We start from the raw sequence: 23,822 nt of genomic DNA, 5'->3' as shown, positions 1-23,822 counted from the left end.
TTTAAGAAATCACGCTAAATTTACGCAGCAATCACGCAGCGTTGTTGTTCTGCCTACGCTGCTTAGCGCGCCACTTATACCATTCATCACGGCTCAAAATAATCTTGCGCACGCGAATCGACTCAGGTGTAACTTCCACGCACTCATCTTCGTTAGCAAAGTCAAGCGACTCTTCCAAGCTCATCTTAATTGGTGGAGTCAAAGTCTCAAGCACATCTGCTGTAGAAGAACGCATGTTAGTCATATGCTTAGCAAGCGTAATATTAACGTCCAACTCGTCTGGCTTGTTGTTAATACCAACTATTTGACCTTCGTACACAGGGCTTTGCGGATCCACAAAGAACACGCCGCGCGCCTGCAAACGCTGCATAGCATAAGGCGTTGCAACACCCTTACGATCGCAAACCATAGATCCATTCTGACGAGTTACAATCTGACCAGCCCAAGGCGCGTAGCCTGCAGAAATAGAGCTTGCGATTCCCGTTCCGCGAGTTGCAGAAAGAAGAGCCGTGCGGAAGCCAATAAGACCGCGAGAAGGAACAGTAAATTGCAAGCGAATCCAGCCAGATCCGTGATTGCTCATAGAATCCATGCGGCCCTTGCGATCCGCCATAAGCTGCGTAACAGTACCCATGTATTCTTCTGGCACATCAATCGTAGTGTTTTCCATAGGCTCGTTAATTTGGCCGTCAATCGTCTTAGTAACAACTTGAGGGCGGCCAACTGTAAGCTCGTAGCCTTCGCGACGCATTTGCTCCGCCAAAACTGCCAACGCCAACTCGCCACGACCCTGAACTTCCCAAGCATCTGGGCGGTCTGTTGGAAGAACCTTAATAGACACGTTACCAATAAGCTCGCGATCAAGCCTATCTTTAATCATGCGCGCTGTAAGCTTGTGATCCTTGCCTTCTGTGCCAGCAAGCGGCGAATCGTTAATGCCGAAAGTCATGGAGATAGCTGGGTCGTCAACGTGAATCAATGGAAGAGGCTTTGGATCGTTCTGATCTACAATCGTCTCGCCAATCATAATGTCGTTAACGCCTGCGACTGCAACAATATCTCCAGGTCCTGCAGATGCAACAGGAGTGCGCTCCAAGCCTTGCGTGCGCAAAAGCTCGGAAACGCGGAAGTTTTCAAGCGAGCCATCTACACGAGAAAGCCCGTAAGTCTTACCCTTTTCCAAAATGCCATTGTAGATTCGCACTAAGCCGAGGCGGCCAAGGAAGTCGGAAGAATCAATGTTTGCAACGTGTGCCTGAAGAGGTGCGCCTTCCTCGTACTCTGGCGCTGGAATATTGGAAATAATAGAGTCAAAAAGCGGCTCCAAATTATCGTTGTCTGGCAAACCGCCGTTTTCTGGCTGATTCAAGGATGCATAGCCAGCTTTTGCAGCACAATAAATAACAGGCAAATCAAGAAGCGAATCAATATCGAGGTCGATTCCTTCTTCTACAACGTCTTGTGCAAGGCCTAGAAGCAAATCGGTAGCTTCGCTCACAACCTCGTCAATACGCGCATCTGGACGATCCGTTTTGTTAACGCACAAAATCACTGGCAACTTTGCCTCAAGAGCCTTGCGTAGAACGAATCGAGTTTGCGGAAGTGGGCCTTCGGAAGCGTCAACAAGCAGCACAACGCCATCAACCATGGAGATGCCGCGCTCTACCTCGCCACCAAAGTCGGCGTGACCTGGGGTATCGATTACGTTGATTGTAATTCCCTCTGGGTGACCGTACTTTTCTGCGAGCGGACCAGTGTATTGCACGGCCGTGTTCTTGGCAAGAATGGTGATGCCTTTTTCGCGCTCAAGGTCGTTGGAGTCCATTACGCGGTCTGGCACTTCTTCTCGCTCAGAGAATACGTGCGACTGCTGAAGCATGGCATTTACGAGCGTTGTTTTACCATGATCAACGTGCGCTACGATTGCCACATTTCTAATATCACCGCGAACAGTCATTACAAACCTCTTCCATTTGATTTAGCCAAACCTAAACGAGTTTACTCGCGGCTTTAGACACGCCATTACACGAGAGATGTTGACGCATTTTGTAGCTCTAAACAGCATGTAGGACTACAAAACACGGAACAACCTTCCGCACTTTGTACCAGATTTGGCCTAAATCACGTACAAAACGCGGAATAGAAGATCATGTTGCTCTCGCGCTTTAAGCGCTCATGCAAGTCGATTCATGCAATCGCAGACTCGCTGGCACCTTCTGGCAAATACTTGTCGTATCCTTCTTCTTCCAACTCGTCTGCAAGCTCTGGCCCTGCCGTCTTTACAAAGTGACCTTGCGCAAAAACGTGAACAATATCTGGCTTAATGTACTTAAGGATTCGCGTGTAATGCGTAACCATCATAATGCCCAAACCAGTGCTTTCTTTGGCGCGATTTACGCCTTCCGAAACAATTCGCAAAGCATCCACGTCTAGCCCAGAATCCGTCTCGTCTAAAATCGCAAACTTTGGCTTTAAAATCTCTAGTTGCAAAACTTCCGCGCGCTTTTTCTCGCCGCCCGAAAATCCCTCGTTTACAGAGCGAGACGCAAACTTTGGATCCATTCTTAAGCGCTTCATTGCTTCGTTAAGCTCTTTAACCCACGCGCGCAAAGTCGGAGCTTCGCCACTCACTTCCGTTTTTGCTGTGCGCAAAAAGTTCGTCATCGAAACGCCTGGTACCTCTACAGGGTATTGCATCGCAAGGAACAGCCCAGCTTTTGCGCGCTCGTCTGGAGTCATCTTCAAAATATCTTCGCCGTCTAGAAGCACCTGACCCGAATCCACTTCGTACTTTGGGTGACCTGCCAAAGTGTATGCGAGAGTAGACTTTCCAGAGCCATTCGGACCCATAATCGCGTGCGTTTCGCCAGAATTAACTGTAAGATTTACGCCCTTTAAGATTTGCTTGCGTCCCTCTTTTGTTTCTACAGACGCGTACAAATCCTTGATTTCTAAAGTTGACATGTTTATCTCCTATTCTTCCGCATATTTCGATTCGTCGGTTGCTTGCGATTCGCGTGATGGTGCGGCTGCTTGCGATTCTTCCGTCTTAGCTAAACGCCTCTCAATCGCAGCCATCAAATGATCTACGATTTGCGGCACGCCAATCTCATCAATAAGCTCGTTAAAGAATCCGCGCACAACAAGCTTCCTAGCATCCGCCTCGCTCACGCCGCGAGATTGCAAGTAAAACAGCTCCTCGTCGTCGAATCTGCCAACAGAACTTGCGTGACCTGCGCCAACAATATTTCCATTTTCGATTTCTAGATTTGGCTCCGAATCGGCAATCGCGCCAGGAGTTAGCACCAGATTTCTGTTCAACTCGTACGAATCCGTGCCTGGAGCTTCTGGCTTAATAAGCGCGTTTCCAACCCATGTAGAATGCGCTCCTTTGCCGTAAAGTGCGCCCTTATACACTACTCGCGACTTGCATTCTGGGTGATTGTGCACAACCATAGTGCGATGCTCAACATGCTCGCCTGGATCCACAAAATACATGCCAAGCATGTTCAAATCGCCCTTTTCGCCGCCAAAATCCTGATCCATGCGGATTCGCACAACGTCTCCGCCAAGCGTGACCATTGTGTGGCGTAAAGACGCACCAGCACCCACGTGAATCCTATGATTTCCAACGTGTTTGCTGCCTGAATCCCACTCTTGAATAAACGTTGTAGAAACGTGCGCGTTCTCTCCAAGAATGATTTCTACGCCTTCAGCAAGCTTTGCAACTCCTGTGTGTTCTACGATAATATCCGCGTTTGTGCAGGAATCGGCTTCTATCACTAAGTGCAATGCATCTAGTGGCAATGCGTCAAGTGATTTCGCAGCGTCTAGTGATTTCGCAGCGTCTAGTGATTGCAAGTTGTTTCCGTGGATTTGCAATATTATTGGCTTTGTAACTTCGCCACAAACATGCAAAACGTATGCCGACTTTGCAGAATTCCACGCAACAGCAGCCACGCGATCCGAAGGCTTCATCTCTGTATGCGGAGCCTCGTTTTTTGGCAGAATTTGTAGAGTTGCGCGCGAATCGCCATCAACGCCTTTTAGCTCCACGGCAACGTTGTTAGACGGCTCAAAGCTATCAAAAAACTCATCGATTCGCTCAACTGGCGTATATCGCCAATCTTCCTGCTTGCGCGTTGGAATCGCAAAGTCTTGCACGTTAAAAGAGCGCACGGATTTATCTGCACTAGAAGGCATTGCAGCAGGAACAGCGTAAGGATCGTTAGGGTCTGCTACAGGAATATTAATTTCTTTTTCCGTCATTTTATTGCCTAAATTATTGCCTAAATTCTTTTTCAGATCTTCGCTCATCACCCCACGGATCCTTCCATTTGCAATTCCACAAGGCGATTAAGCTCCAGAGCATACTCCATTGGCAACTGGCGACTAATCGGCTCCACAAAGCCGCGCACAATCATGCCCATAGCCTCTTTTTCTTCCAGCCCACGGCTCATCAAATAGAAAAGCTGATCCTCAGAAACCTTGGAAACAGTGGCCTCGTGAGCCATCGAAACGTTATCTTCGCGCACGTCAACATGCGGATAAGTGTCGGACCTAGAAAAATCGTCAACAAGCAAAGCATCGCACACAACCGAAGAGCTGGAGCCACTAGCGCCCTTAACAATCTTCACAAGACCGCGGTATGCCGAGCGACCACCGCCGCGCGAAATCGACTTAGCAACAATCGTAGAACTCGTGTGCGGAGCCAAATGAATCATCTTCGCACCCGTATCCTGATACTGACCGCGGCCCGCAAAGCTCAAAGACATAGTCTCCGCTTTTGCGTACGGCTCGGCGAGAATACAAGCAGGATACTTCATAGTAGCCTTGGAGCCAATGTTTCCATCAACCCACTCCATTGTGCCACCTTCGCGCACGTAAGCTCGCTGAGTTACCAAGTTGTACACGTTATTTGACCAGTTTTGCACGGTTGTGTAGCGCACGCGCGCATGCTTTTCTACAACGATTTCAACGTTTGCAGCGTGGAGCGAATCCGTGGAATAAATCGGAGCTGTGCAACCTTCAACGTAATGCACGTACGATCCTTCGTCTGCAATAATCAAAGTGCGCTCAAACTGACCCATGTTCGGCGTGTTAATGCGGAAGTAAGCCTGCAGCGGAATATCCACATGCACGCCTTTTGGCACGTACACAAACGAGCCGCCACTCCAAGCTGCGGTGTTAAGAGCCGCAAACTTGTTGTCGTCAACTGGAATAACAGTTGCAAAATACTTTTTTACAAGATCTGGATACTTTTGAACTGCCGTATCCGTATCCACAAAAATCACGCCTTGAGCTGCTAAGTCCTCGCGAATCGAATTGTAAATAACTTCCGACTCGTACTGTGCTGCAACGCCTGAAACTAAGCGCTTTTTCTCCGCTTCTGGAATGCCAAGCCTATCGTAAGTTTTGCGAATGTCTTCTGGCAAATCATCCCAAGTTTTCGCTTGATCGTGTACTGGGCGCACGTAGTACTTAAAATCGTCTGCGTCAAAGCCGCGCAAATCCACGCCCCAATCTGGCATAGGCTTTTGCAAAAACGCGCGGTATCCTTGCAAACGAAGATTTAGCATCCATTCTGGCTCGTGTTTGTCGGCAGAAATTGCGCGAACAACCGACTCGTCAATGCCCTTCTTTGCAGCTTCGCCTGCAGCATCCGAATCGTGCCATCCGTAATTGTATTCGCCAAATTCAGCAACAATTTGCTCGTCTTGACGGATTTTATCCTCATTTACGCGAGCGCGATCTGCTACATACTGGCTCATTTCAACGTCTGCGGCGCTGGATTCGGCGGCGCTTACCTTTGCGGCGCTGGATTCGTTTTGATTCGCTACATTCTTATTCGTCGATACGCTATTCGTCAATGCGCTTGATTCAGGCTTATTTGAATCATCAACCACTGTTTTACCCTCCTATCAAGCTTATAAGTCGATTATACATTTAGCCACGCGGCGGCATTACGTGATTCAAATCACATCTTTTCATTCCCTGCATGTGTTAATTAAACACAAAGAAAAATACTTTATTTTTTATTGCATTTTTATTAAAATCTTATTTAGAAAGGTGGTAATTTAGATGACAACAAATACAGTGAACATTAATTTCAAGCTAAATGCAGACGATAAACGACTTATGGAAAATGTTTGCCGAGAACTAGGGCTTTCAATGAGTGCAGCATTCACAATATTTGCTAAGAAAGTTGGAAGAGAGCACAGAATACCATTCGAAGTTTCAGCAGATCCGTTTTACAATCCAGAGAATATAAGTCGTCTTAAAAAATCCATAGCACACATGGAAGAAACAGGCGGCACTATACACGAGGTTCCGCTAGATGATTAAAGCGTGGACAGATGAAGCATGGGAAGACTTTGAGTACTGGTCTAAGCAAGATAAGAAAACTCTTAAGAGAATCCTTCAGCTTCTTAAAGACATTGATCGCAATGGATACAATGGCATAGGTAAACCAGAACCTCTGAAAGGTGATTTTTCTGGATACTGGAGCAGGCGGATTGATGATTGCAACAGAATAGTTTACCGAATCGATGGAAGCATAGTGAGAATAGTTCAGTGCGGTTCACATTATGACAGATGATCGCAAAATTTACGCGCGCGGAAAGGCTTGTGAGTAGCGCTGCTTAAGAGCCTGAATAGAAACGTGTGTATAGCGCTGGGTTGTGTTAAGCGACGAATGCCCCAAAAGCTCCTGAACCTCGCGAAGGTCCGCTCCACCGTTGAGCATATGCGTTGCAGCACTGTGGCGAAGTGCGTGCGGTGCAACATCTGGCACGTTTGCAGCAGCTGCAGCCGCGTGAACAATACTTCTAACAATGCGCTGGTCAATGCGCTTTGCTCGCGCGCCCAAAAACAGCGCTTGCGAGGTTTCTGCGTGCTTTTCCAGCAGCGCACTTCTACCATGCTCAATCCACTCTTTGCAAGCGTTTGCAGCAGGAACGCCAAACGGCACCACGCGCTGCTTATTTCCTTTACCTGTAACTTTTACAGTGTGATTTTCAAAATCCACATCTTGCACATTAAGGCTTGTAAGCTCCCCCACGCGCATGCCCGTTGCGTATAAAAGCTCTAGAATCGCAGCGTTTCTAAGGGCGAGTGCATGTTCTTGAGGGGATTTTTGGGGCGATTTTAGTGGCGTATTTTCTTTACGCTCGGAAGCTTGCGACTTTTGCGCGCGAGGCTTTTTTTGCTTACTGCTTTGCTCAGTTGAATCCTGCGCAAAGTTATCAGCGCAATTATCCGCGCAATTATCTGCGCAATTATCTGCATAACTATCCGCATAATCAAGCAACTTTTGCGCTTGCGCCTCGTCTAAAACAGTAGGAAGCTCATTAGCAATCTTAGGAGTTGAAAGAATTTGCGCAGGATTTGCGCTAATCAAACCAACGTGCTTAGCCCACGCAAAAAAGCCGCGCACAGCTACCACTTTGCGCGCCAAACTTGAGCGCGCGTGATTCTTGTTAAGCCAATACATCCATTGGCGCAAAACACCCGTGGAAACCGCGCGCAAATCGCAAAAACCGTTGCTACTACACCACTCTAAGCATTGCAAAACATCCGCGCCGTACGCGCGCAAAGTGGCCTCCCCAAGGCCTTTGTTGGCGCGCAAATAGTCAACGTAGCGCGCACAGTGGTAGCGTAAGTCGCAAAAGTCGCCAGCAACCGTTGATGATGCTGAATCATCGTCAAATAATAAATCATTATTATTACGACTGCTAGTCATAGAACCGCCTCAAATCGCCTATATAACAGCAATCAGAAAGACCTAATTACCGCTTTCTTCGCTCGCGCTCGATTTACGCCTTCTATCCAACACGTGCCACGCTTTATCTGCAGCAGCAAGCTGAGCCTTGCGCTTGCTAGAACCATCCGCCTCGCCCAGCAGCTCATCGCCGTTTTCGTGCGCCAAAACCGCGCGTGCACGGAACACGGGCGCGTAATCTGGTCCAGAAACCGACATTCTATATTGCGGCTCGTCAAGCCCCATCTCGTGCGCCAAAACCGTAAGCGAAGTCTTCCAATCCAAAGCTGGGCCTTCCGTAAGAACCTCCGCCAAAGTGTCGTCAATCAAGCGATGCACTACAGCGCGCGCCTCGTCAATGCCATGCTCAACAAAAGTCGCGCCAATAAGCGCCTCAACAATATCGCACAAAATCGAGTCTTTTTGAGCGCCGCCATGCTCCATCTCGCCATGACCCAAAAGAATATACGGCCCAACATGCAACTTATCTCGCGCAACCGCGCTCAAAGCCCACTCCGAAACAGCCTTAGCGCGAAGCTTAGCCAACTGACCTTCCGTCATGTCTGGGTGAGCAGAAAACAGCGTCTCTGTAGAAACAAGCTCCAAAACAGCGTCTCCCAAGAACTCTAGGCGCTCGTAGTTTTTAGTGCCTGGATGCTCGTGAGAAAAAGATCGATGAGTGAGCGCCTCAACAAGCAAATCTGGCGAAATCGTAGTGCCAAGCGCGCGCAAAAGCTCCTGAGTAGGGTCACCATTTTGCGTGTGTCCATCTTGTGTTCGCGCAACGCCAATGCTGCTAGTTCTAGCATTTTCTGGACGACTTGGGTTCTTGTACGCGCTATTTTGAACGTCATTTTTGACGTCACTTTGAACGTCACTTTTGTCATTACTTTTGACGTCACTTTTTACATCATTATTGCCATAATGCTGATCTTTTGTATTGTTCCCACTCATATTTTCAACATTATAGCGCATGCGTTGAAGTCGTTGATTTGCGCTATTCGCCACAATTTTTATACAATCACACTACATTTTTGTGTGTTTTTGTAGTGCGATTGTATGACGACACGCCGTATTTTAGGTACAAACGCACTACACGATTACGCAGATTTCACCAAACCAGGTAGAGATTCGAGATTTTTCGCACTGAATGAGATGAACCTCAGCATCTTTGATGGTGATTCATCGAATGAAGAAGAAAAATCGAGAATCTCGGTGATGAAAGACACGCAAAAGTTCTAGCATGCAAGAGGGCTGGGTGATTCTTGGTCGAACAGTATAAGAGCGGCAGCCGATACCAAATAATCCAATGACACACGCCTACAAACAAACTTCAACCAAAAACAAAATCAAAGCCAAATCGGAACAACCGCAACAGCAGACAACACGTAAGAGGCGGAGCGTTGTGAGACAAGAATTAGCCAGCCCTCCTACAACACCAAGCTAGGAAAACCGCTCGCGCGTTACAGCGCGCTCACGCCTTCGCAGCGCAGAAGCAGTGCTTCTGCCTTGAGCTGCTCAGCGCTCCAAATTGCCTTCTCGCGCTACGCTCTAAGCTCGAAGGCAGATTGGCGCGCCTGCGAGGAGAGAAATACTCAAACCTCGCGCAACACCAAGCAAGAGAAATCGGGAAAAACAAAACGCAAAAAACAAAAACCCTGCCACCCGTCGATGGCAGGGTTCTCTTAAAATACAACCTACTTGGTGTGCGCAGAGCGAATTGCTTCGCGATACACGCGACCGCGGAAGTTACCGCAGGTTGGGCAAGCCATGTGAGACAACGCTGGCGAACCGCAGTTCGGGCAGGTAATAGTCTGCACGGCAGAAGCCTTCCAATTGGCGCGACGCGAATGAGTATTAGCGCGCGAGGTCTTGTACTTTGGCAGTGCCATAATCTTTCCTCTATTTCGTTCAACCGATTGAGCTTAAGCGTTCTGTATATTACAGCAAGCGCCATACATTATGTAAAAACGCACTACAATTTTGTGTGTTTATGTAGTGCAAATCAGCTGCGATTTTGCGCTTCAAGCTTTTCCTTAAGACCTTCAAGCGCTGCAAAACGAATATCCGTAACGTCGTGATGATGCTCTGGATGCTCATTCAGATTCTCTCCGCACTGAGTGCAGAGACCCTTGCAATCTGGCTCGCACAAAGGCTTAAGTGGCAACTCGCTAACCATTGTGTCTCGAATCAGCGCCTCAATGTCGGCAAAATCGCCGCCACCAACCAGCGGATACACATTTCCAGAATCGTCGCCCTCGTCCCAAATATCAGCATCTTCTAAATCATCATTAGAGTTATTAGAACGCGCGCCGCCATTTGCGCTCTTGCCGCCTTTGCCGCTTTCCACGCGCGCAAAAAACGCGCACACATCAACAGGCCAATCCCTATGCAACGGCATCAAGCATCGCGAGCACTCTGCATGCACTCGCGCCGTAATCGTGCCCTGGAACATAAGCCCGTCCACTACGGAATCAAAATTGCCGTCTACCGTAACATCACTCCCTGGCTTAACGCCAATAACGCTGTCTCCAATGCCTTCTGGCGCTGGAAAATCGCGATGCAATTGCATGCTACTTCCTGCACGCGCTGCCATTTGCGCAACTGGAACCGCCCACAAAGACTGGGAGGGATGCGATGTCATTTTAATTCCTTTCGTCGTCGCTTCTTTCACTGCTTTCGCTGTTAAATTCTTCATCTATCTTACTAGCAGCCTGATTTTGCACATGTGAAGCCGCGCGTCTACGCTCTTCCAAAACGCGCTGACCTGCTTGAACGTCTTGCTCAAGCTTGTCTAATTGCTGCTTTAAGCCTTCCATAACCGTGGCACTGTACTGATCCGCACCGCGAGTAAGCTTTTCGGCCTTTGCTTGCGCATTGTTTACAATCTCGCGCGCTTGGTTTCTTGCAATCGCAACAACATTTTCTTGACCTGCCAAGAATCTGGCTCGCTCCTGAGCTTCCTCAACCATTTGCGCAGCCTGACTTTGAGCCGAACTCACAACAGAATTTGCTTGAGCTTGCGCCGTGCGCAAACGCCTCTCCGCCTCTCGCATTAACGCACTAGCGCGCTCCAGCTGAACAGGCAGCATGTCTTTTAATCTAGACAAGTAATCGCCAAATTCTTCGCGATCCACCTTTGCCATTCCAGCAGCAAAAAGCACTCCCTTTGCGCTGTTTAACACCGTTTCCATCGTGTCGATTATGTCGTACACAGTGGTGAACTCTTCGCGCGACTTTGTGCGCACTTCCTCACTAACGGTTTGCGGATCTGCTGCCTTAAACACGTTTTCTTCTTCGTCGTCAAACGCTATTGCACCGCCGTCTTCTCGCTCGCGCAAATCTGGCATTGGGAACAAGTTTTGCACATTATCGCCAGCAGACGCTGAGTCTCCAGAAGAATCGCCAGCCGCCGCAGAATCGCTAGCCGCCGCTGAGTCGCTAGCAGCATCACTAGCATCATCACTAGCATCATCATTAGTCTTACTTGCAGCAGGCACAGCGTCGTAAGCTTCAAAAGCAGCACTAGGCGAATCGTCACTGTTTGCAATCACTGGATTTAATGGCAACTTTTGGCTGCGATTTGCCGATACTTGGCTTTCCATTGTGTCGTCTTCGTTTTCGCTCATTTGCGCTCCTTCGCTAAGTAGCTGCTCTCTTATCTCTTAATTATCTTATTTTATTATTTTATTATTTATTATTTATTATTTTAATTTATGACTTTATTGTACTTATTTTAGCGATATTGCGCTTGATATTGGACTTGTTTTAGAAAAAACGCTTTGCAAAAGTGGTATCACATTATTGGGCACCATTCCCGAAACGTCTCCACCATGACGAGCCACGTCTTTTACAACAGAGCTAGAAACATGCTCCAAAATAGGATCCGCTGGCAAAAACATGGTTTCAATGCCAGCCAGCTTGCGATTAACCAGCGCCATTCCAAGCTCCGCCTCGTAGTCACCGTTTTGTCGCAATCCCTTAACTATTACGGTTGCGCCGACTTTTTTGCAATAATCTGTAATAAGACCATCTGTAGAAGAAACAACTATTTTACACGCTGGCGATTTAGCTGCACCGCGCAAAGGTGGCGCAAACTTGCCGATTGGCGAATCGTCTTTTAAGTCTTCCAGCGCTTTGCGAATAATATCCACGCGCTCCAACTCGGAAAACATGGGCGTTTTGGCCGCATTAACCGCAACTAAAACATGCACTTCGTTAAAAAGATGCGTACAACGTTGTATCACGTCTAAGTGCCCGGCTGTAACGGGATCGTAGGAGCCTGGGCAAACAGCTATAGTCATGATTTTAGGTTACCACGTGTCTGGCACGAGCTAGACACTATCTATACAGGAATCGGTCACGAGCCGACACAATCACACTACATAAACTCACATAGATTGCAGCAAGTGCGGTGGAGATTCGAGATTTTTCGCAGCGGATGAAGCGTTTCGCTCGCGCGGTCTAAGCGCGCTCACGTCTTCGCAGCGCAGAAGCAGTGCTTCTGCATTGAGCTGCTCAGCGCTCCAAATTGCCTTCTCGCGCTACGCTTTAAGCTCGAAGGCAGATTGGCGCGCCTGCGAGGAGAGAAATACTCAAACCTCGCGCAACGCTAAATAGGAAATATCGTTCGCGCGGTCTAAGCGTTCATGCAAGTCGATTCGCGCATTTGTTGCGATTATGAATTATGCTTGTATAAACATAAATCGCAAGCAACAAAACACGATTTATGCAAACATGATTTGTGTGAAAAGGATTTGTACGAAAGGGATGCAATGACGTTTTCAAATGATTCATCTTCAAATGATTCAAAATATGGCGATAGCTTAAACGCTGCTAATTTGAACGCTGTTATGGAAGACGATTCGCAAAGCCTCCCAGATTCTGGGTCTAGCACAAGCACAAGCGTGCTCGAAAAGCCAGAAGTAGACGAATCCGCAAAAATGGACGACGGCGGCGACGCAGACCGCTTTGCACACTACGTTTCCAAAGATCGCGTAATCGAATCACGCTTGACTGGCCGCCCTGTTGTAGCACTGTGCGGAAAAGTGTGGATTCCAAAGCGCGAAGCAAATGACTACCCTGTTTGCCCAGAGTGCAAAAAAATCTACGAAGAGATGAACAATCTGGGCTTTTAGAGTAACTCAAATTAAAGCTGATTTATAAACTAGCAAAACTAGCCTAGAACACTGATTTCTGTAGGAATCGCAGGGTCGCCACGCATAAGACTTTGAGCAGAAATCGGAAGTCTGCTAAGCGCTTTGGTGCAATAATCCTGTGCGCGCATAATCGCGTCATGACCCATAAACTCCGTATTAAATTCGCCATTTTGCACGTAGTCAACTAGCAAATCTTCCCAAGAATCTTGCGGCTTAAAATCAGCGAGCGCACTCTCCGATCCAGAAATCACGCGCTCGCAGTCGGCTACGCCATTGCCAGCAGCGCCACCATTTACTCCACTAAAATCGTAGGAACGATACGCAAGTTTACGCCCTGGAACAGTCGCCTTATTCTTAGACTTCTTAGCAACAGGTTGCATAACGCCATCCGCGCCCTGGCGCTCCGTAAGCTTATAAACCATTGCGCAAGTAGGCGCGCCCGAACCTGTAACAAGCATTGTGCCAATGCCGTAGGAATCGACTGGCGCGTTTTGCAAAGACGCAAGAGCGTACTCGTCCAAATCGTTAGTAACTGTGATTTTAGTGTTTTTAGCGCCTAACGCATCGAGCTGCGCGCGCACGCGACGAGCCATAGCGCACAAATCGCCCGAATCAATGCGAACGCCGCCAAGATCCGCGCCAGCAACTTGCACGGCGGTTTTAACAGCCTCTTCTACGTTGTACGTGTCTACAAGCAACGTTGTGCCTTTGCCGAGCGCTGCAATCTGCGACTCAAAAGCATCGCGCTCGCGGTCGTGCACAAGCGTAAAGCAATGCGCGGCCGTTCCAATCGCCTTAAGACCGTAAAGCTTTGCCGCAAGCAGGTTTGCAGTGCCCTTAAAACCGCCGATTACCGCCGCGCGCGAGGCAGCCACCGCCGACCACTCGTTTGTGCGCCTGCCGCCCATATCCATGCACGGCCTTCCAGCAGAAGCGGAAACCATGCGAGCCGCAGCGCTCGCCACCGCGCAATCGTAGTTAAGCACGGAAAGCAGCAGCGTTTCTAGCAGAGTGCATTCGCCAAAAGTGCCTTCAACTTGCAAAATCGGCGAATCTGGGAAGAACATTTCGCCTTCTCTGTAACCGCGAATTTTGCCGCTAAAATGGTAGTTTTCTAGCCATTTAATGGTGTCTTTGCTAACGATTTTTCGGTCTTGCAAAAATCGCAAGTCCTCGTCACTAAAGTGGAATCGCGCTAGCTCCTCTAGGATTCTGCCTGTGCCTGCTACCACTCCGTAGCGTCGGCCTTGCGGAAGATGCCTCGTAAAAATCTCAAAAACGCATTTGCGGTCTGCTGTGCCGTCTTTTAGTGCCGCGTCGAGCATTGTGTACTCGTACATATCGGTCATGAGTACGGAAGAGTTTGTGTAGGACTTTGCTTCAGACTTTGCGAAATCAAAAGAATCAAGCATTTTTAATCCTTTCTTGCGATTTTAGTGGCGTGCATTCGGAGGGCGGTTAGTGGCCATTTTTCCGTAGCTGCGCTTGCATTTTCTATCTGCTTGCAATCATAGTCCTACGCCTATCTACGACCAAAGCTACAAAGTGCGTCGAATCGTTCGCGCGGTCTAAGCGCTCAGGCAGGTCGTCGCGCCCGAAAATGTACGTGATTTAAATCAAATCTGGTACAAAATACGGAGTTATTTTCCCGAGTTTGTACGTAATTTAGATCAAATATGGTACAAAATGCGTCAAATCGTTCGCGCGCTCTAAACGTGAGTTATTAGCTAAACATATAATTGAGATTATGCTTGAAAATACGAACAGAACTCTTACAACAGCAGCCGCGCGATTGCGCTTATACAACACGGCAACTCACAGCACTAGTGAGTTTACAACCGTTACTCCTGGTCACGTTGGAATGTACGTGTGTGGCGCAACTGTGCAAAGCTCGCCGCACATAGGTCATATTCGCGCAGCAATCGCCTTCGACGTTGTTCGCCGATGGCTTTTGCGCCTTGGCTACAACGTTACTTTTGTTAGAAACGTTACAGATATAGACGATAAAATCATCAAAAAAGCTAGCGAAAACGGCCAAACATGGTGGCAGCGCGCCTACATTTACGAGCGCGAATTCACTAAAGCTTACGATACTCTTGGCGTTATGCCGCCTACTGTGGAGCCGCGCGCAACCGGTCACATAAACGACATGGTGGAGCTTATACAGCGCTTGATTGATCGCGGACACGCATACGAAATAACGGATGCGAATGGCAATCCTACTGGAAACGTGTATTTTAGTGTTCCAAGTTGGCAGGATTACGGCGCGCTTACGCATCAAAATGGCAATTCAGATGGCAGCAATAGCGACGACAAATCCAGCAAAGCCGACAAATACAATCCGATTGACCCTGCCGACGCAAGCCCAGATAAGCATGATGCTCGCGATTTTGCTCTTTGGAAGGCACCTTGCGATTTTGACCAAAAAGACGCGCGCTGGAACACACCGTTTGGAGCAGGCAGACCAGGATGGCACATTGAATGCTCGGCGATGAGTCACCGCTATCTTGGCGATTCCTTCGACATTCACGGCGGCGGACTAGACTTGCGCTTCCCACATCACGAAAACGAGATGGCACAAACACTTGCTGCTGGATGGAAGAGTGCAAACGTGTGGATGCATTCCGCTTGGGTTACATCTAAGGGCGAAAAAATGAGCAAATCCCTTGGAAACGGCCTTTCTGTTCCATCTGTTCTGGCTCAAAAATCCGCGTGGGTTGTGCGATATGCGCTAGGCGGCGTGCAATATCGCGCAATGCTGGAGTGGTCGGATCAATCTTTGAACGAGGCACAATCGGCTTATGATCGCATATCTAACTTCCTCGAGCGCGCAGGCCGCGTAATCGAAAATCAGCCAGATTATGCGGAAGTTCAAAGCGTTGATGCAGATAATCTTCCAGAAGATTTTACTAAAGCTATGAACGACGACATTAACGTTTCGGGCGCGCTGGCTGCGATTTTTACTGCGATTCGCTCTGGCAACGCGCTTTTGGACGACTATGCGCAAAGTCAAGATAACAGTCAAAACGATGGCATTAAAAACCTTATTAAGACTTGTGTTTTGCAAGTTCGCGCAATGCTAGACACGATTGGGCTAGACCCTTACTCCCCACAATGGCGAAGCAACGCGCAAAAATCGCAAGATTTGAGCGAAGGCGCGAATAGTGGCGCAAGCGCGGAACACAAAGCTCTTGAATCTTTGATTGCAAATCAACTTGAACAAAGGGCGATTGCGCGCGCTGCTAAGGATTTTGCACGCGCAGACGCGATTCGCGACTCTTTAACCGCCGCTGGCGTTGTAATCGAAGATTGCGCACAAGGTTCATCGTGGCATTTGTCTTAATCAAAAGCAATGTAAACATAATAAAAAGCAACATAACAAAACGTTCCAAACAACCTGTAGAATAGAGCAATTATGGCAGCATTTAGTTCGTTAACAGAAAGACTTTCTGGCGCATTCAAGCACTTGCGCAGAAAAGGCAAACTCTCCGATTCCGACATAGACGGCACAATTCGCGAAATCCGCCGCGCGCTTTTAGACGCAGACGTAGCTCTAGACGTTGTGCGATCTTTTACAGCTAAAATCCGCGAGCGCGCACTTGGCGAAGAAGTTTCTAGCGCACTAAATCCTGCACAACAGGTTGTGCGAATTGTAAACGACGAGCTTACAAACGTTTTGGGCGCAGGCGTTGAGCGACCGCTGAATTTTGCAAAATACCCCCCAACCGTAATCATGCTTGCTGGTTTGCAAGGCGCTGGTAAAACAACGCTCGCAGGAAAATTGGGCTACTGGCTTAAGGATTCTGGGCATACGCCTTTGCTTGTTGCGGCGGATTTGCAGCGCCCTAACGCCGTTACGCAGCTTGAGGTTGTTGCAGAGCGCGCAGGCGTGGCGATTTTTGCGCCAGAGCGAGGCGTGCAAAGTGATGGCGGCAGCGAAGTTGTTTCGGCTGGTTTAGCAACTGGAGACCCTGTTAAGGTTGCACGAGATTCCATCGACTACGCGCGCGCAAAAATGTACGACACGGTTATTATCGATACCGCTGGTCGCCTTGGCGTGGACGATGCTCTTATGCAGCAGGCGCGCGAAATTCGCGATGCTGTTAATCCGCAAGAAATCCTGTTTGTTATAGACGCCATGATTGGTCAGGATGCTGTTCGCACGGCTCAAGCGTTTAACGAGGGCGTTGACTTTACGGGCGTTGTGCTTTCTAAGTTAGATGGCGATGCGCGAGGCGGCGCTGCGCTATCTGTTGCAAGCGTAACTGGCAAGCCGATTTTGTTCGCTTCTACTGGCGAAGGTTTGAAGGATTTTGAGATTTTCCACCCAGATAGAATGGCCTCCAGAATCCTCGACATGGGCGATATTCTAACGCTTATTGAGAATGCGCAAAAGCAGTTTGACGAGGAAGAGTCTAGAAAAGCGGCCGCCAAAATATCTGAAGGAACTTTTGGACTAGATGACTTTTTGGATCAGCTTCAGCAGGTTAAAAAGCTTGGTTCTATGAAGAAAATTCTTGGTATGATGCCTGGAATGGCGGCGCACAGGCAGGAGCTTGAGCAGTTTGACGACCGCGAGATAGACCGCACAGAGGCGATTATTCGCTCGATGACGCCTAAGGAGCGCAAAGACACCAAGATTATTGATGGTTCTAGGCGCGCGCGAATCGCAGCTGGCGCGGGCGTTTCAGTTTCCGCGGTGAATGCGCTTTTGCAACGCTTTGAGCAAGCAGCTAAGATGATGAAGCGCATGAGCAATGGCGGCGGCGCAGGAATGCCTGGAATGGGCGGAATTCCTGGGTTTGGCGGCGGCGCTGGAAAGTCCAAGCGTAAAGACAAAAAGAGCAAGAAGAAGAGCGGAAAGTCTGGCAATCCTATGCGCCGCGAGGCCGAAGAGCGCGCTCTCAGAGACCGCTTGTCTGGAAATTCTTCTGCAAGTAGTGCGAATGATGGCGATGACGCTGGCGAGTCTGCCTTTATGAAGAAGAAGCAGGATTTGCCTAATAATTTGCAAGAAAATCTTCAAAATCTTATGAGTGGCGAAGGTGATTTTGCTGGCGGAATGCCTGATTTGCCGCCTAATTTGGGTGGCGGACTCGCAGGACTTTTCGGCAGATAATGCAAATAATGCGAATAATGCAGATAACCAGTAGATGATTTACTCGATTTTACTTGCGATTTTACTTATTTCGCTTGTTTTGCTTCTAGTTTGGCAGCTGCTTAGGTGGCTGCCAGCTGGAGCGGATAAGCTAAAACCGCTGCCCTATGTTATTGCGCTGCTGCCGACTACTCCGTTTTGCGCAGGTTTTGGGCTAATCGCCAGCGCTGTGGCTGCAGTTGCAACACGCTCGCAAAATGAATTTTATAAATATTACGTATTTTTGTGCGTTGCATATGCACTGTTATTATTAATCTCTTTGAAATCGTATACGCCGTATTTTGCAAGAAGATTGATGCGAATAAAACAGGAAAAATCGCCAGAATCATCACCAGAAAAATCGCAGGAAAAATCACTAGAAATCCGCGTTATGACGCTTAATTGCAGATATGGCCGCGCAAACGCAAGTCAAATAATAAAACTCGCAAAAACGCATAAAATCGACACGATTCTTTTACAAGAAGTGAGCGAAAAACTTGTAAAAAACCTTGAAAAACTTGGGATTAGGCGCGATTTTGCGAATATGCAATTGGGAAATACAAACAACCACGAAAATGGCGGATTTAACGCGATTTATACGCGACTAAGCAATATTAAGGAATCTTTTGGCAAGTCGATTAAGATTGATGCAGCAAACGTGCCAATTGTTACGGCGGTTGCTTGCGACTCGTCTTTGGCGGATTTCGACTCATCCGCGGAAAATCTTCTAATAACATTCGCCTCAGCGCATCCAAAATCGCCTATGCGCGGATGTGCGGCTTGGAGCAGCGGAATAATGGCGCTTGCAAAAATCGGCGAGAATCACAATAAAAGCAACGTCAAAAAAGTCACAATAATCGGCGGAGACTTAAACTCTACTCCAGACCACCCAAGCTTTAGAGCGCTACTAAAATCAGGATTTTTAGACGCATCAATGCAAATTGGAAAGCGACTAAAAACATGGCCAACGTGGCAAAAATGGCCGAATCTTGCGCTTGACCATGTGCTAGTAAAGTCAACAGGATGCAACGCTATAGCCACAGAGCAACGCGCGATTCGCGTGGACGGCAGCGACCACTTTGCGCTAATCGTTTGCGTTTCGCTCCCCCTCTAGCTCAGCGTAATCTTCCGCACTTTGTAGCTCTAAACAGCATGTAGAGCTACAAACTCGGGAAAACCTTACGCTTTATGTAGTGCGTTTGTATCAAAAAACACCGAAATTCGGTACAAACGCACTACATGGCAGGTCCTGCCGTTCGCGCGGTCTAAGCGCGCGAACGTCTTCGCTTGCGTTGAAAGCACACCGTGCTTTCAACCTTAAGCAAGCTCAGCGCTCCAAATTGCCTTCTCGCGCTACGCTTTAAGCTCGAAGGCAGATTGGCGCGCCTGCGAGGAGAGAAATACTCAAACCTCGCGCAACGCTAAGTAGGGAAAAGACGCCAGCCTCTTAGCCCGAGTTTGTAGCTCAACACGCCAGTTTGAGCAACATTATTGGCAAAATGCTTAGTCCACGCAATCAGTCATAATAGAAAAGTTATTCGCGTGAATCGAAGCCCTCTTATCGACCACGCGAGGAACAGTGGAACTCGCAAGGAGTGCCCCACACCCGAGCGAAATTCTACGACTCTAGTTATAAGGAGAGCCATTTTGGCAACCAAGATTCGTCTTAAGAGATTGGGCAAGAAGTTCTACGCCTTCTATCGCGTTGTAATTTCTGATTCGCGCAACAAGCGTAACGGCAAGTCCATCGAAGAGATCGGCATCTACGATCCAAACAAGCAGCCATCTTTGATTCAGATTAAGTCTGATCGCGCACAGTACTGGCTTGGCGTTGGCGCACAGCCAACCGAACCAGTGTTGAAGCTGCTAAAGATTACTGGCGATTGGCAGAAGTTTAAGGGTCTTGACGGTGCAGAAGGCACGTTGAAGACTTCTGAGGCTGGCCCAGATGCTCAGGCTCGCGTTGAGGCTGTAGAAGCCGAAGCTCAGAAGCTTAAGGCCGCTAAGAGCGAGGCCGCTGCAAAGGCTCAGGCTGCTGCAGAAGCCGCTAAGAACGAAGCCGAAGAAGCCACTGAAGAAGCTCCAGCAGCAGATGCTGAAGCCGAGGAAAAGGCTGAGTAATTATGCTGGCTCAAGCTGTGGAACATCTCATTAAAAACATTGTGGATTTTCCAGATGACGTATCCGTTCGTTCTCATTCAAACGCTCGCGGCGAACTTTTGCGCGTGCGCGTAAATCCAGAAGACATCGGTCGCGTTATTGGAAGAAACGGTCGTACCGCCAATGCTATTCGTATTGTTGTGCAGGCTCTAAGCCATCGCAACGTGCGCGTAGACATTATGGACGTACGTAAGTGAGATTGAACGTGGCTAAAAACCAACTTTTTGACAACCCTCAGCAAGGTGCAAACACCCTACTGAGGGTTTGTCGTATTGGAAAAGCGCAAGGATTAAAAGGCGAAGTCACGGTTCAGGTATTTACCGACGAACCTTATAATCGCTTTGAACCAGGCAATGTGCTTTACACGCAAGACGGCGAGCGCGAGTTTACAATCGAAGCCTCTCGCACTTTCAAAAACCGCTGGATTCTGCTTTTTGAACAAAGCCTAAATCGTAACGACGCAGAGGCATTAAACGGCTTGGAGCTTTACACTAAGGCTCAAAGCGCGGAAGAATTAGAGCAAGAAAATGCCTGGTATATTAAGGATTTAGTAGGCCTTAGCGCGCGCATTTGTAAGAATAATTCACTTGGTGTTGCTCCTCGCGAAATCGGCAAAGTCGTAGATGTTGTGGACGGCGCGCAGTCACTGCTTAAAATCCGCCTTTTGGAGCCAGTTGGCGATGATAAAATTGCGCTAGTTCCTTTTGTTCAAGCGCTTGTTCCAGAAGTAAATCTTAAAGACGAATATTTAACTTTAGACCCTCCAGGCGGCTTAATCCCTGGGCTTTAATGCACAGGATTTAAGCTTAAGGCTTATAAAAATGCAAATCGACATAATCTCCGTATTTCCAGAATATTTTCGTATGCTTGATTTAAGCTTGCTCGGCAAAGCGCAAGATAATGGCCTGCTTAAAATCAACGCGTACAATCTTAGAAGATGGACGCACGACGTTCATCAATCGGTTGACGATACACCAGTTGGCGGCGGCGCTGGAATGGTGATGAAGCCAGAGGTGTGGTCGGAGTGCCTGGATGAGCTGCTTTTTAGTGGCGACGATGGAGATAATATCGCAGATAACAGCGGCGATGTCTGCGACGTCTGCGACGACAATAACTGCATCGCAAACAATAGCGTTGATAACGGCACAATTCTAATCTTCCCAAATCCTTCTGCACCACTGTTTTCGCAAAAAGACGCAACGCAATTAGCAAACGCAAAGCGACTCGTGTTTGGATGTGGCCGCTACGAAGGCTATGACGCGCGAATCCCAGAATACTACAAATCGCGCGGCTTAGATGTGCGCGAGTACTCGATTGGCGACTACGTTCTTAATGGCGGCGAAGTGGCTGTTAGCGTTATGGTAGAGGCCATTACGCGCTTGATTCCAGGCTTTATGGGTAACCCTGAGTCGATTGTGGAAGAGTCGTACACGGGCGCGGACGCGATTCTTGAGCATCACCAGTACACGCGTCCAACAACTTGGCGCGGCATTAGTGTGCCTGCGATTCTTACTTCGGGCGACCACGCTAAAGTGGATCGATTCCGTAGAGATGATGCGTTGGAGCGCACAAGTAAAATTAGACCAGATTTGATTGAAAAACTTGATTGCAAGTCGCTTAGTAAGCAGGATAGAAAAACGCTGATTAGCCTTGGATGGGAGGTTTCTGGCGATTCGCCAAAACGCCTATAGAATTTGCACGGTTTCTTATTTGCTGTTGCGCGAAGTTTGAATAAACATAACTGCAGTCTCACCATAGTTGCGCGTGTCGAAAATCTCCCACCCCGCACAAATCTTAGGCGCAACACTGCGTGCGCTACGCTCCAAAACAATCAACGTGTCTGCCGCATCACTTACAACGCCGTTTTTAACCATGTTTTCAATCAAAAGCTCAACTTGCGCCGTCTCCAACGCATACGGCGGATCCACAAACACCAAATCGAAAGCATCGCCACTGTAGTCTTGCACAAACTGCTCCGCGCGCTTTTTATTTACGCGCGCGCTTAAATCTTCGCTCCACGCGCTTTGGTTTTCTAGCACTTTAATTGTTTTTGCAATTAACGCTGCTGCAGCCGCGTTCGCCTCCACGCACACAAGCTCGTTTGCGCCTCTAGAAATCGCCTCAATACCTAGAGCCGCGGTTCCAGCGAATAAGTCGAGTACGCGCGCTCCCCCGCACACTCCCCACGAGTCGAGTCTAGAAAAAATCGCCTCTTTTGTGCGGTCTGTTGTTGGTCTTGTGCATGACTTTGCGGCGCATAATGGCGTGCCCTTAAATCTTCCTGCAATTACGTGCATATTTTAAGCATATCATTTTAATTTATTTTGACTTATGTATCTTTTTTACTTGTGTCAAATTTTATCCTTGTTAAAATTGTATTGGTCATTTGTTTATTAACATCAACAAATGTTGCTTAGCACTGGTTTCTGGCGATTTATCCAAAACTACGCTAAACAATGAAGTTTGCTAAAAAGCCTAAGCATAAAATATCTAAATCCCAAATACAACTGACATATAACTAAACAACTAAGGAGCAGCAATGACTTCAATCATTTTAGATTGCGACCCTGGCCACGACGACGCGATGGCAATTCTTCTAGCGCTTGGCAACCCAAACATTGATTTGATTGGCGTAACAACAGTCGGCGGTAATCAAAGCCTCGAAAAAGTAACATACAACGCGCGAGCAACGCTAGAAATGGCTCACGCAACAAACATTCCAGTTCACGCAGGATGCGATCGTCCAATGATTCGCCCGCTAGAAGTGGCTGCATCCATTCATGGCGAAACTGGCCTAGACGGAGTAACGCTTCCAAAGCCAACTCGCCCATTAGACGAAGGCCACGCAGTAAACTGGATTATCAACACGATTATGAACAGCGAGCCAGGCACGATTACACTTGTTCCAACTGGCCCACTTACAAACATTGCAATGGCTGCGCGAATGGAGCCGCGAATCGTTAGCCGCGTTAAGGAAGTTGTGCTTATGGGCGGCGGCTACCACGTTGGCAATTGGAGCGCGGTCGCAGAATTTAACATTAAGGTAGATCCTGAAGCCGCTCACGTTGTGTTTAATGAAGATTGGCCTATTACAATGGTTGGTCTTGATTTAACGCACCAAGCACTTTGCACGCCGCAAGTACAAGCTAAAATCGACGCAATCGGCACACCTCTTTCTGCGTTTGCAAGCGGTTTGATGGACTTCTTCCGCAAAACATACCAAAACAATCAAGATTTTATTGACCCACCTGTGCACGATCCTTGCACGGTTGCGTACTTGATTGACCACAGTGTTGTACAAACTCGCAGATGCCCTCTAGACATTGAAATTAAAGGCGATTTAACACTTGGAATGACGGTTGCAGATTTGCGCGGACCAGAGCCATCAGCCAGCGAATGCCATACGCAAGTGGCCACTAAGCTTGACTTTAACAAGTTCTGGGATTTGATTATCGACGCTCTAAAGCGAATCGATGGAATCAAATAAACCAAATAAGTCAAATAAACCAAATAAGTCAAACAATAGACATCAAACAAATAAATAAAAGATAATAGAGAAAATCCCTAACAAGAGAAGATCCCTAATAACCAAACAAATATATAGGAG

Annotated in this window: 23 protein-coding genes; 11 read left to right on the top strand and 12 right to left on the bottom strand. The window is 48.1% G+C overall.

Going from position 1 to position 23,822, the window contains the following annotated elements; all coding sequences use genetic code 11:
• Positions 1–31: 31 nt before the first annotated feature.
• The 4 genes from typA to sufB form a co-directional block, all read right to left on the bottom strand.
• Positions 32–1,957 (bottom strand): translational GTPase TypA, encoded by a 1,926-nt coding sequence (gene typA, locus NYP69_RS06400; protein ID WP_101889789.1) that lies wholly within the window; start codon positions 1,955–1,957, stop codon positions 32–34.
• A 230-nt stretch (positions 1,958–2,187) separates the two neighbouring features.
• Positions 2,188–2,964, bottom strand: a complete 777-nt coding sequence (gene sufC, locus NYP69_RS06395; protein WP_004113429.1) for a Fe-S cluster assembly ATPase SufC — start codon at positions 2,962–2,964, stop codon at positions 2,188–2,190.
• Between the two features lie 9 nt (positions 2,965–2,973).
• Positions 2,974–4,317: a Fe-S cluster assembly protein SufD gene (gene sufD / locus NYP69_RS06390; RefSeq protein WP_473413058.1), complete on the bottom strand. Its 1,344-nt coding sequence runs from the start codon at positions 4,315–4,317 to the stop codon at positions 2,974–2,976.
• Complete coding sequence (gene sufB, locus NYP69_RS06385) at positions 4,317–5,906, bottom strand: Fe-S cluster assembly protein SufB (protein ID WP_101889787.1); 1,590 nt, start codon at positions 5,904–5,906, stop codon at positions 4,317–4,319. Before sufB ends, sufD begins: the two co-directional genes overlap by 1 nt.
• A gap of 175 nt (positions 5,907–6,081) precedes the next feature.
• On the opposite strand from sufB, the gene NYP69_RS06380 reads away from it, so the two are divergent.
• Both NYP69_RS06380 and NYP69_RS06375 read left to right on the top strand, forming a co-directional pair.
• Complete coding sequence (locus tag NYP69_RS06380; protein ID WP_004113434.1) at positions 6,082–6,345, top strand: type II toxin-antitoxin system RelB/DinJ family antitoxin; 264 nt, start codon at positions 6,082–6,084, stop codon at positions 6,343–6,345.
• The gene (locus NYP69_RS06375) at positions 6,338–6,598 is read left to right on the top strand and encodes a Txe/YoeB family addiction module toxin (protein ID WP_473413057.1); all 261 of its coding nucleotides are present in this window, start codon (positions 6,338–6,340) and stop codon (positions 6,596–6,598) included. Before NYP69_RS06380 ends, NYP69_RS06375 begins: the two co-directional genes overlap by 8 nt.
• A 9-nt stretch (positions 6,599–6,607) precedes the next feature.
• Here the strand turns inward: NYP69_RS06375 and NYP69_RS06370 are convergent, their stop codons facing one another.
• From NYP69_RS06370 to coaD, 6 genes are all read right to left on the bottom strand, one after another.
• A complete protein-coding gene (locus tag NYP69_RS06370; RefSeq protein WP_473413056.1) occupies positions 6,608–7,741 on the bottom strand; it encodes a tyrosine recombinase XerC in 1,134 nt (377 codons plus the stop codon).
• A 42-nt stretch (positions 7,742–7,783) separates the two neighbouring features.
• Positions 7,784–8,734: a ribonuclease III gene (gene rnc / locus NYP69_RS06365; RefSeq protein WP_473413082.1), complete on the bottom strand. Its 951-nt coding sequence runs from the start codon at positions 8,732–8,734 to the stop codon at positions 7,784–7,786.
• Between the two features lie 722 nt (positions 8,735–9,456).
• Positions 9,457–9,651, bottom strand: a complete 195-nt coding sequence (rpmF, locus tag NYP69_RS06360) for a 50S ribosomal protein L32 (protein ID WP_004113441.1) — start codon at positions 9,649–9,651, stop codon at positions 9,457–9,459.
• Positions 9,652–9,764: 113 nt separating this feature from the next.
• A complete protein-coding gene (locus NYP69_RS06355; protein WP_473413055.1) occupies positions 9,765–10,403 on the bottom strand; it encodes a YceD family protein in 639 nt (212 codons plus the stop codon).
• A gap of 1 nt (position 10,404) precedes the next feature.
• Complete coding sequence (locus tag NYP69_RS06350; RefSeq protein ID WP_473413054.1) at positions 10,405–11,388, bottom strand: hypothetical protein; 984 nt, start codon at positions 11,386–11,388, stop codon at positions 10,405–10,407.
• 102 nt (positions 11,389–11,490) lie between these two features.
• Positions 11,491–12,063, bottom strand: a complete 573-nt coding sequence (gene coaD, locus NYP69_RS06345; RefSeq protein ID WP_473413053.1) for a pantetheine-phosphate adenylyltransferase — start codon at positions 12,061–12,063, stop codon at positions 11,491–11,493.
• Between the two features lie 549 nt (positions 12,064–12,612).
• Between coaD and NYP69_RS06340 the strand changes: the two genes are divergently transcribed.
• A complete protein-coding gene (locus tag NYP69_RS06340) occupies positions 12,613–12,897 on the top strand; it encodes a DUF3039 domain-containing protein (RefSeq protein WP_414101494.1) in 285 nt (94 codons plus the stop codon).
• A 38-nt stretch (positions 12,898–12,935) separates the two neighbouring features.
• Here NYP69_RS06340 and NYP69_RS06335 read toward each other — a convergent pair whose 3' ends face one another.
• A complete protein-coding gene (locus NYP69_RS06335) occupies positions 12,936–14,330 on the bottom strand; it encodes a nicotinate phosphoribosyltransferase (protein ID WP_473413052.1) in 1,395 nt (464 codons plus the stop codon).
• A gap of 335 nt (positions 14,331–14,665) precedes the next feature.
• Between NYP69_RS06335 and cysS the strand changes: the two genes are divergently transcribed.
• The 7 genes from cysS to trmD all read left to right on the top strand — a co-directional run bounded on the left by cysS (position 14,666) and on the right by trmD (position 21,906).
• The gene (gene cysS / locus NYP69_RS06330) at positions 14,666–16,261 is read left to right on the top strand and encodes a cysteine--tRNA ligase (protein ID WP_473413051.1); all 1,596 of its coding nucleotides are present in this window, start codon (positions 14,666–14,668) and stop codon (positions 16,259–16,261) included.
• A gap of 72 nt (positions 16,262–16,333) precedes the next feature.
• Positions 16,334–18,037 carry a signal recognition particle protein gene (ffh, locus tag NYP69_RS06325; RefSeq protein ID WP_473413050.1) on the top strand — a complete coding sequence of 568 codons (1,704 nt, stop codon included), beginning with the start codon at positions 16,334–16,336 and terminating at the stop codon, positions 18,035–18,037.
• Positions 18,038–18,071: 34 nt separating this feature from the next.
• On the top strand, positions 18,072–19,169 hold the full coding sequence (locus NYP69_RS06320) for an endonuclease/exonuclease/phosphatase family protein (RefSeq protein WP_473413049.1): 1,098 nt from the start codon (positions 18,072–18,074) through the stop codon (positions 19,167–19,169).
• 533 nt (positions 19,170–19,702) lie between these two features.
• The gene (rpsP, locus tag NYP69_RS06315; protein ID WP_016636229.1) at positions 19,703–20,176 is read left to right on the top strand and encodes a 30S ribosomal protein S16; all 474 of its coding nucleotides are present in this window, start codon (positions 19,703–19,705) and stop codon (positions 20,174–20,176) included.
• 2 nt (positions 20,177–20,178) lie between these two features.
• A complete protein-coding gene (locus NYP69_RS06310) occupies positions 20,179–20,412 on the top strand; it encodes an RNA-binding protein (RefSeq protein ID WP_016636230.1) in 234 nt (77 codons plus the stop codon).
• Between the two features lie 8 nt (positions 20,413–20,420).
• On the top strand, positions 20,421–21,005 hold the full coding sequence (gene rimM, locus NYP69_RS06305; RefSeq protein WP_415680743.1) for a ribosome maturation factor RimM: 585 nt from the start codon (positions 20,421–20,423) through the stop codon (positions 21,003–21,005).
• A gap of 31 nt (positions 21,006–21,036) precedes the next feature.
• A complete protein-coding gene (gene trmD / locus NYP69_RS06300; protein ID WP_473413048.1) occupies positions 21,037–21,906 on the top strand; it encodes a tRNA (guanosine(37)-N1)-methyltransferase TrmD in 870 nt (289 codons plus the stop codon).
• A 15-nt stretch (positions 21,907–21,921) separates the two neighbouring features.
• Here the strand turns inward: trmD and rsmD are convergent, their stop codons facing one another.
• Complete coding sequence (gene rsmD, locus NYP69_RS06295) at positions 21,922–22,512, bottom strand: 16S rRNA (guanine(966)-N(2))-methyltransferase RsmD (RefSeq protein ID WP_473413047.1); 591 nt, start codon at positions 22,510–22,512, stop codon at positions 21,922–21,924.
• 242 nt (positions 22,513–22,754) lie between these two features.
• Here rsmD and uriH point away from each other — a divergent pair, with 242 nt between their 5' ends.
• On the top strand, positions 22,755–23,702 hold the full coding sequence (uriH, locus tag NYP69_RS06290; protein ID WP_473413046.1) for a uridine-preferring nucleoside hydrolase UriH: 948 nt from the start codon (positions 22,755–22,757) through the stop codon (positions 23,700–23,702).
• Positions 23,703–23,822: the final 120 nt, after the last annotated feature.

This window comes from Gardnerella sp. c17Ua_118 (assembly GCF_055804255.1).
The sequence above is the reverse complement of the archived record's forward strand: the minus strand, read 5'-3'. Positions and strand labels throughout refer to the sequence as shown.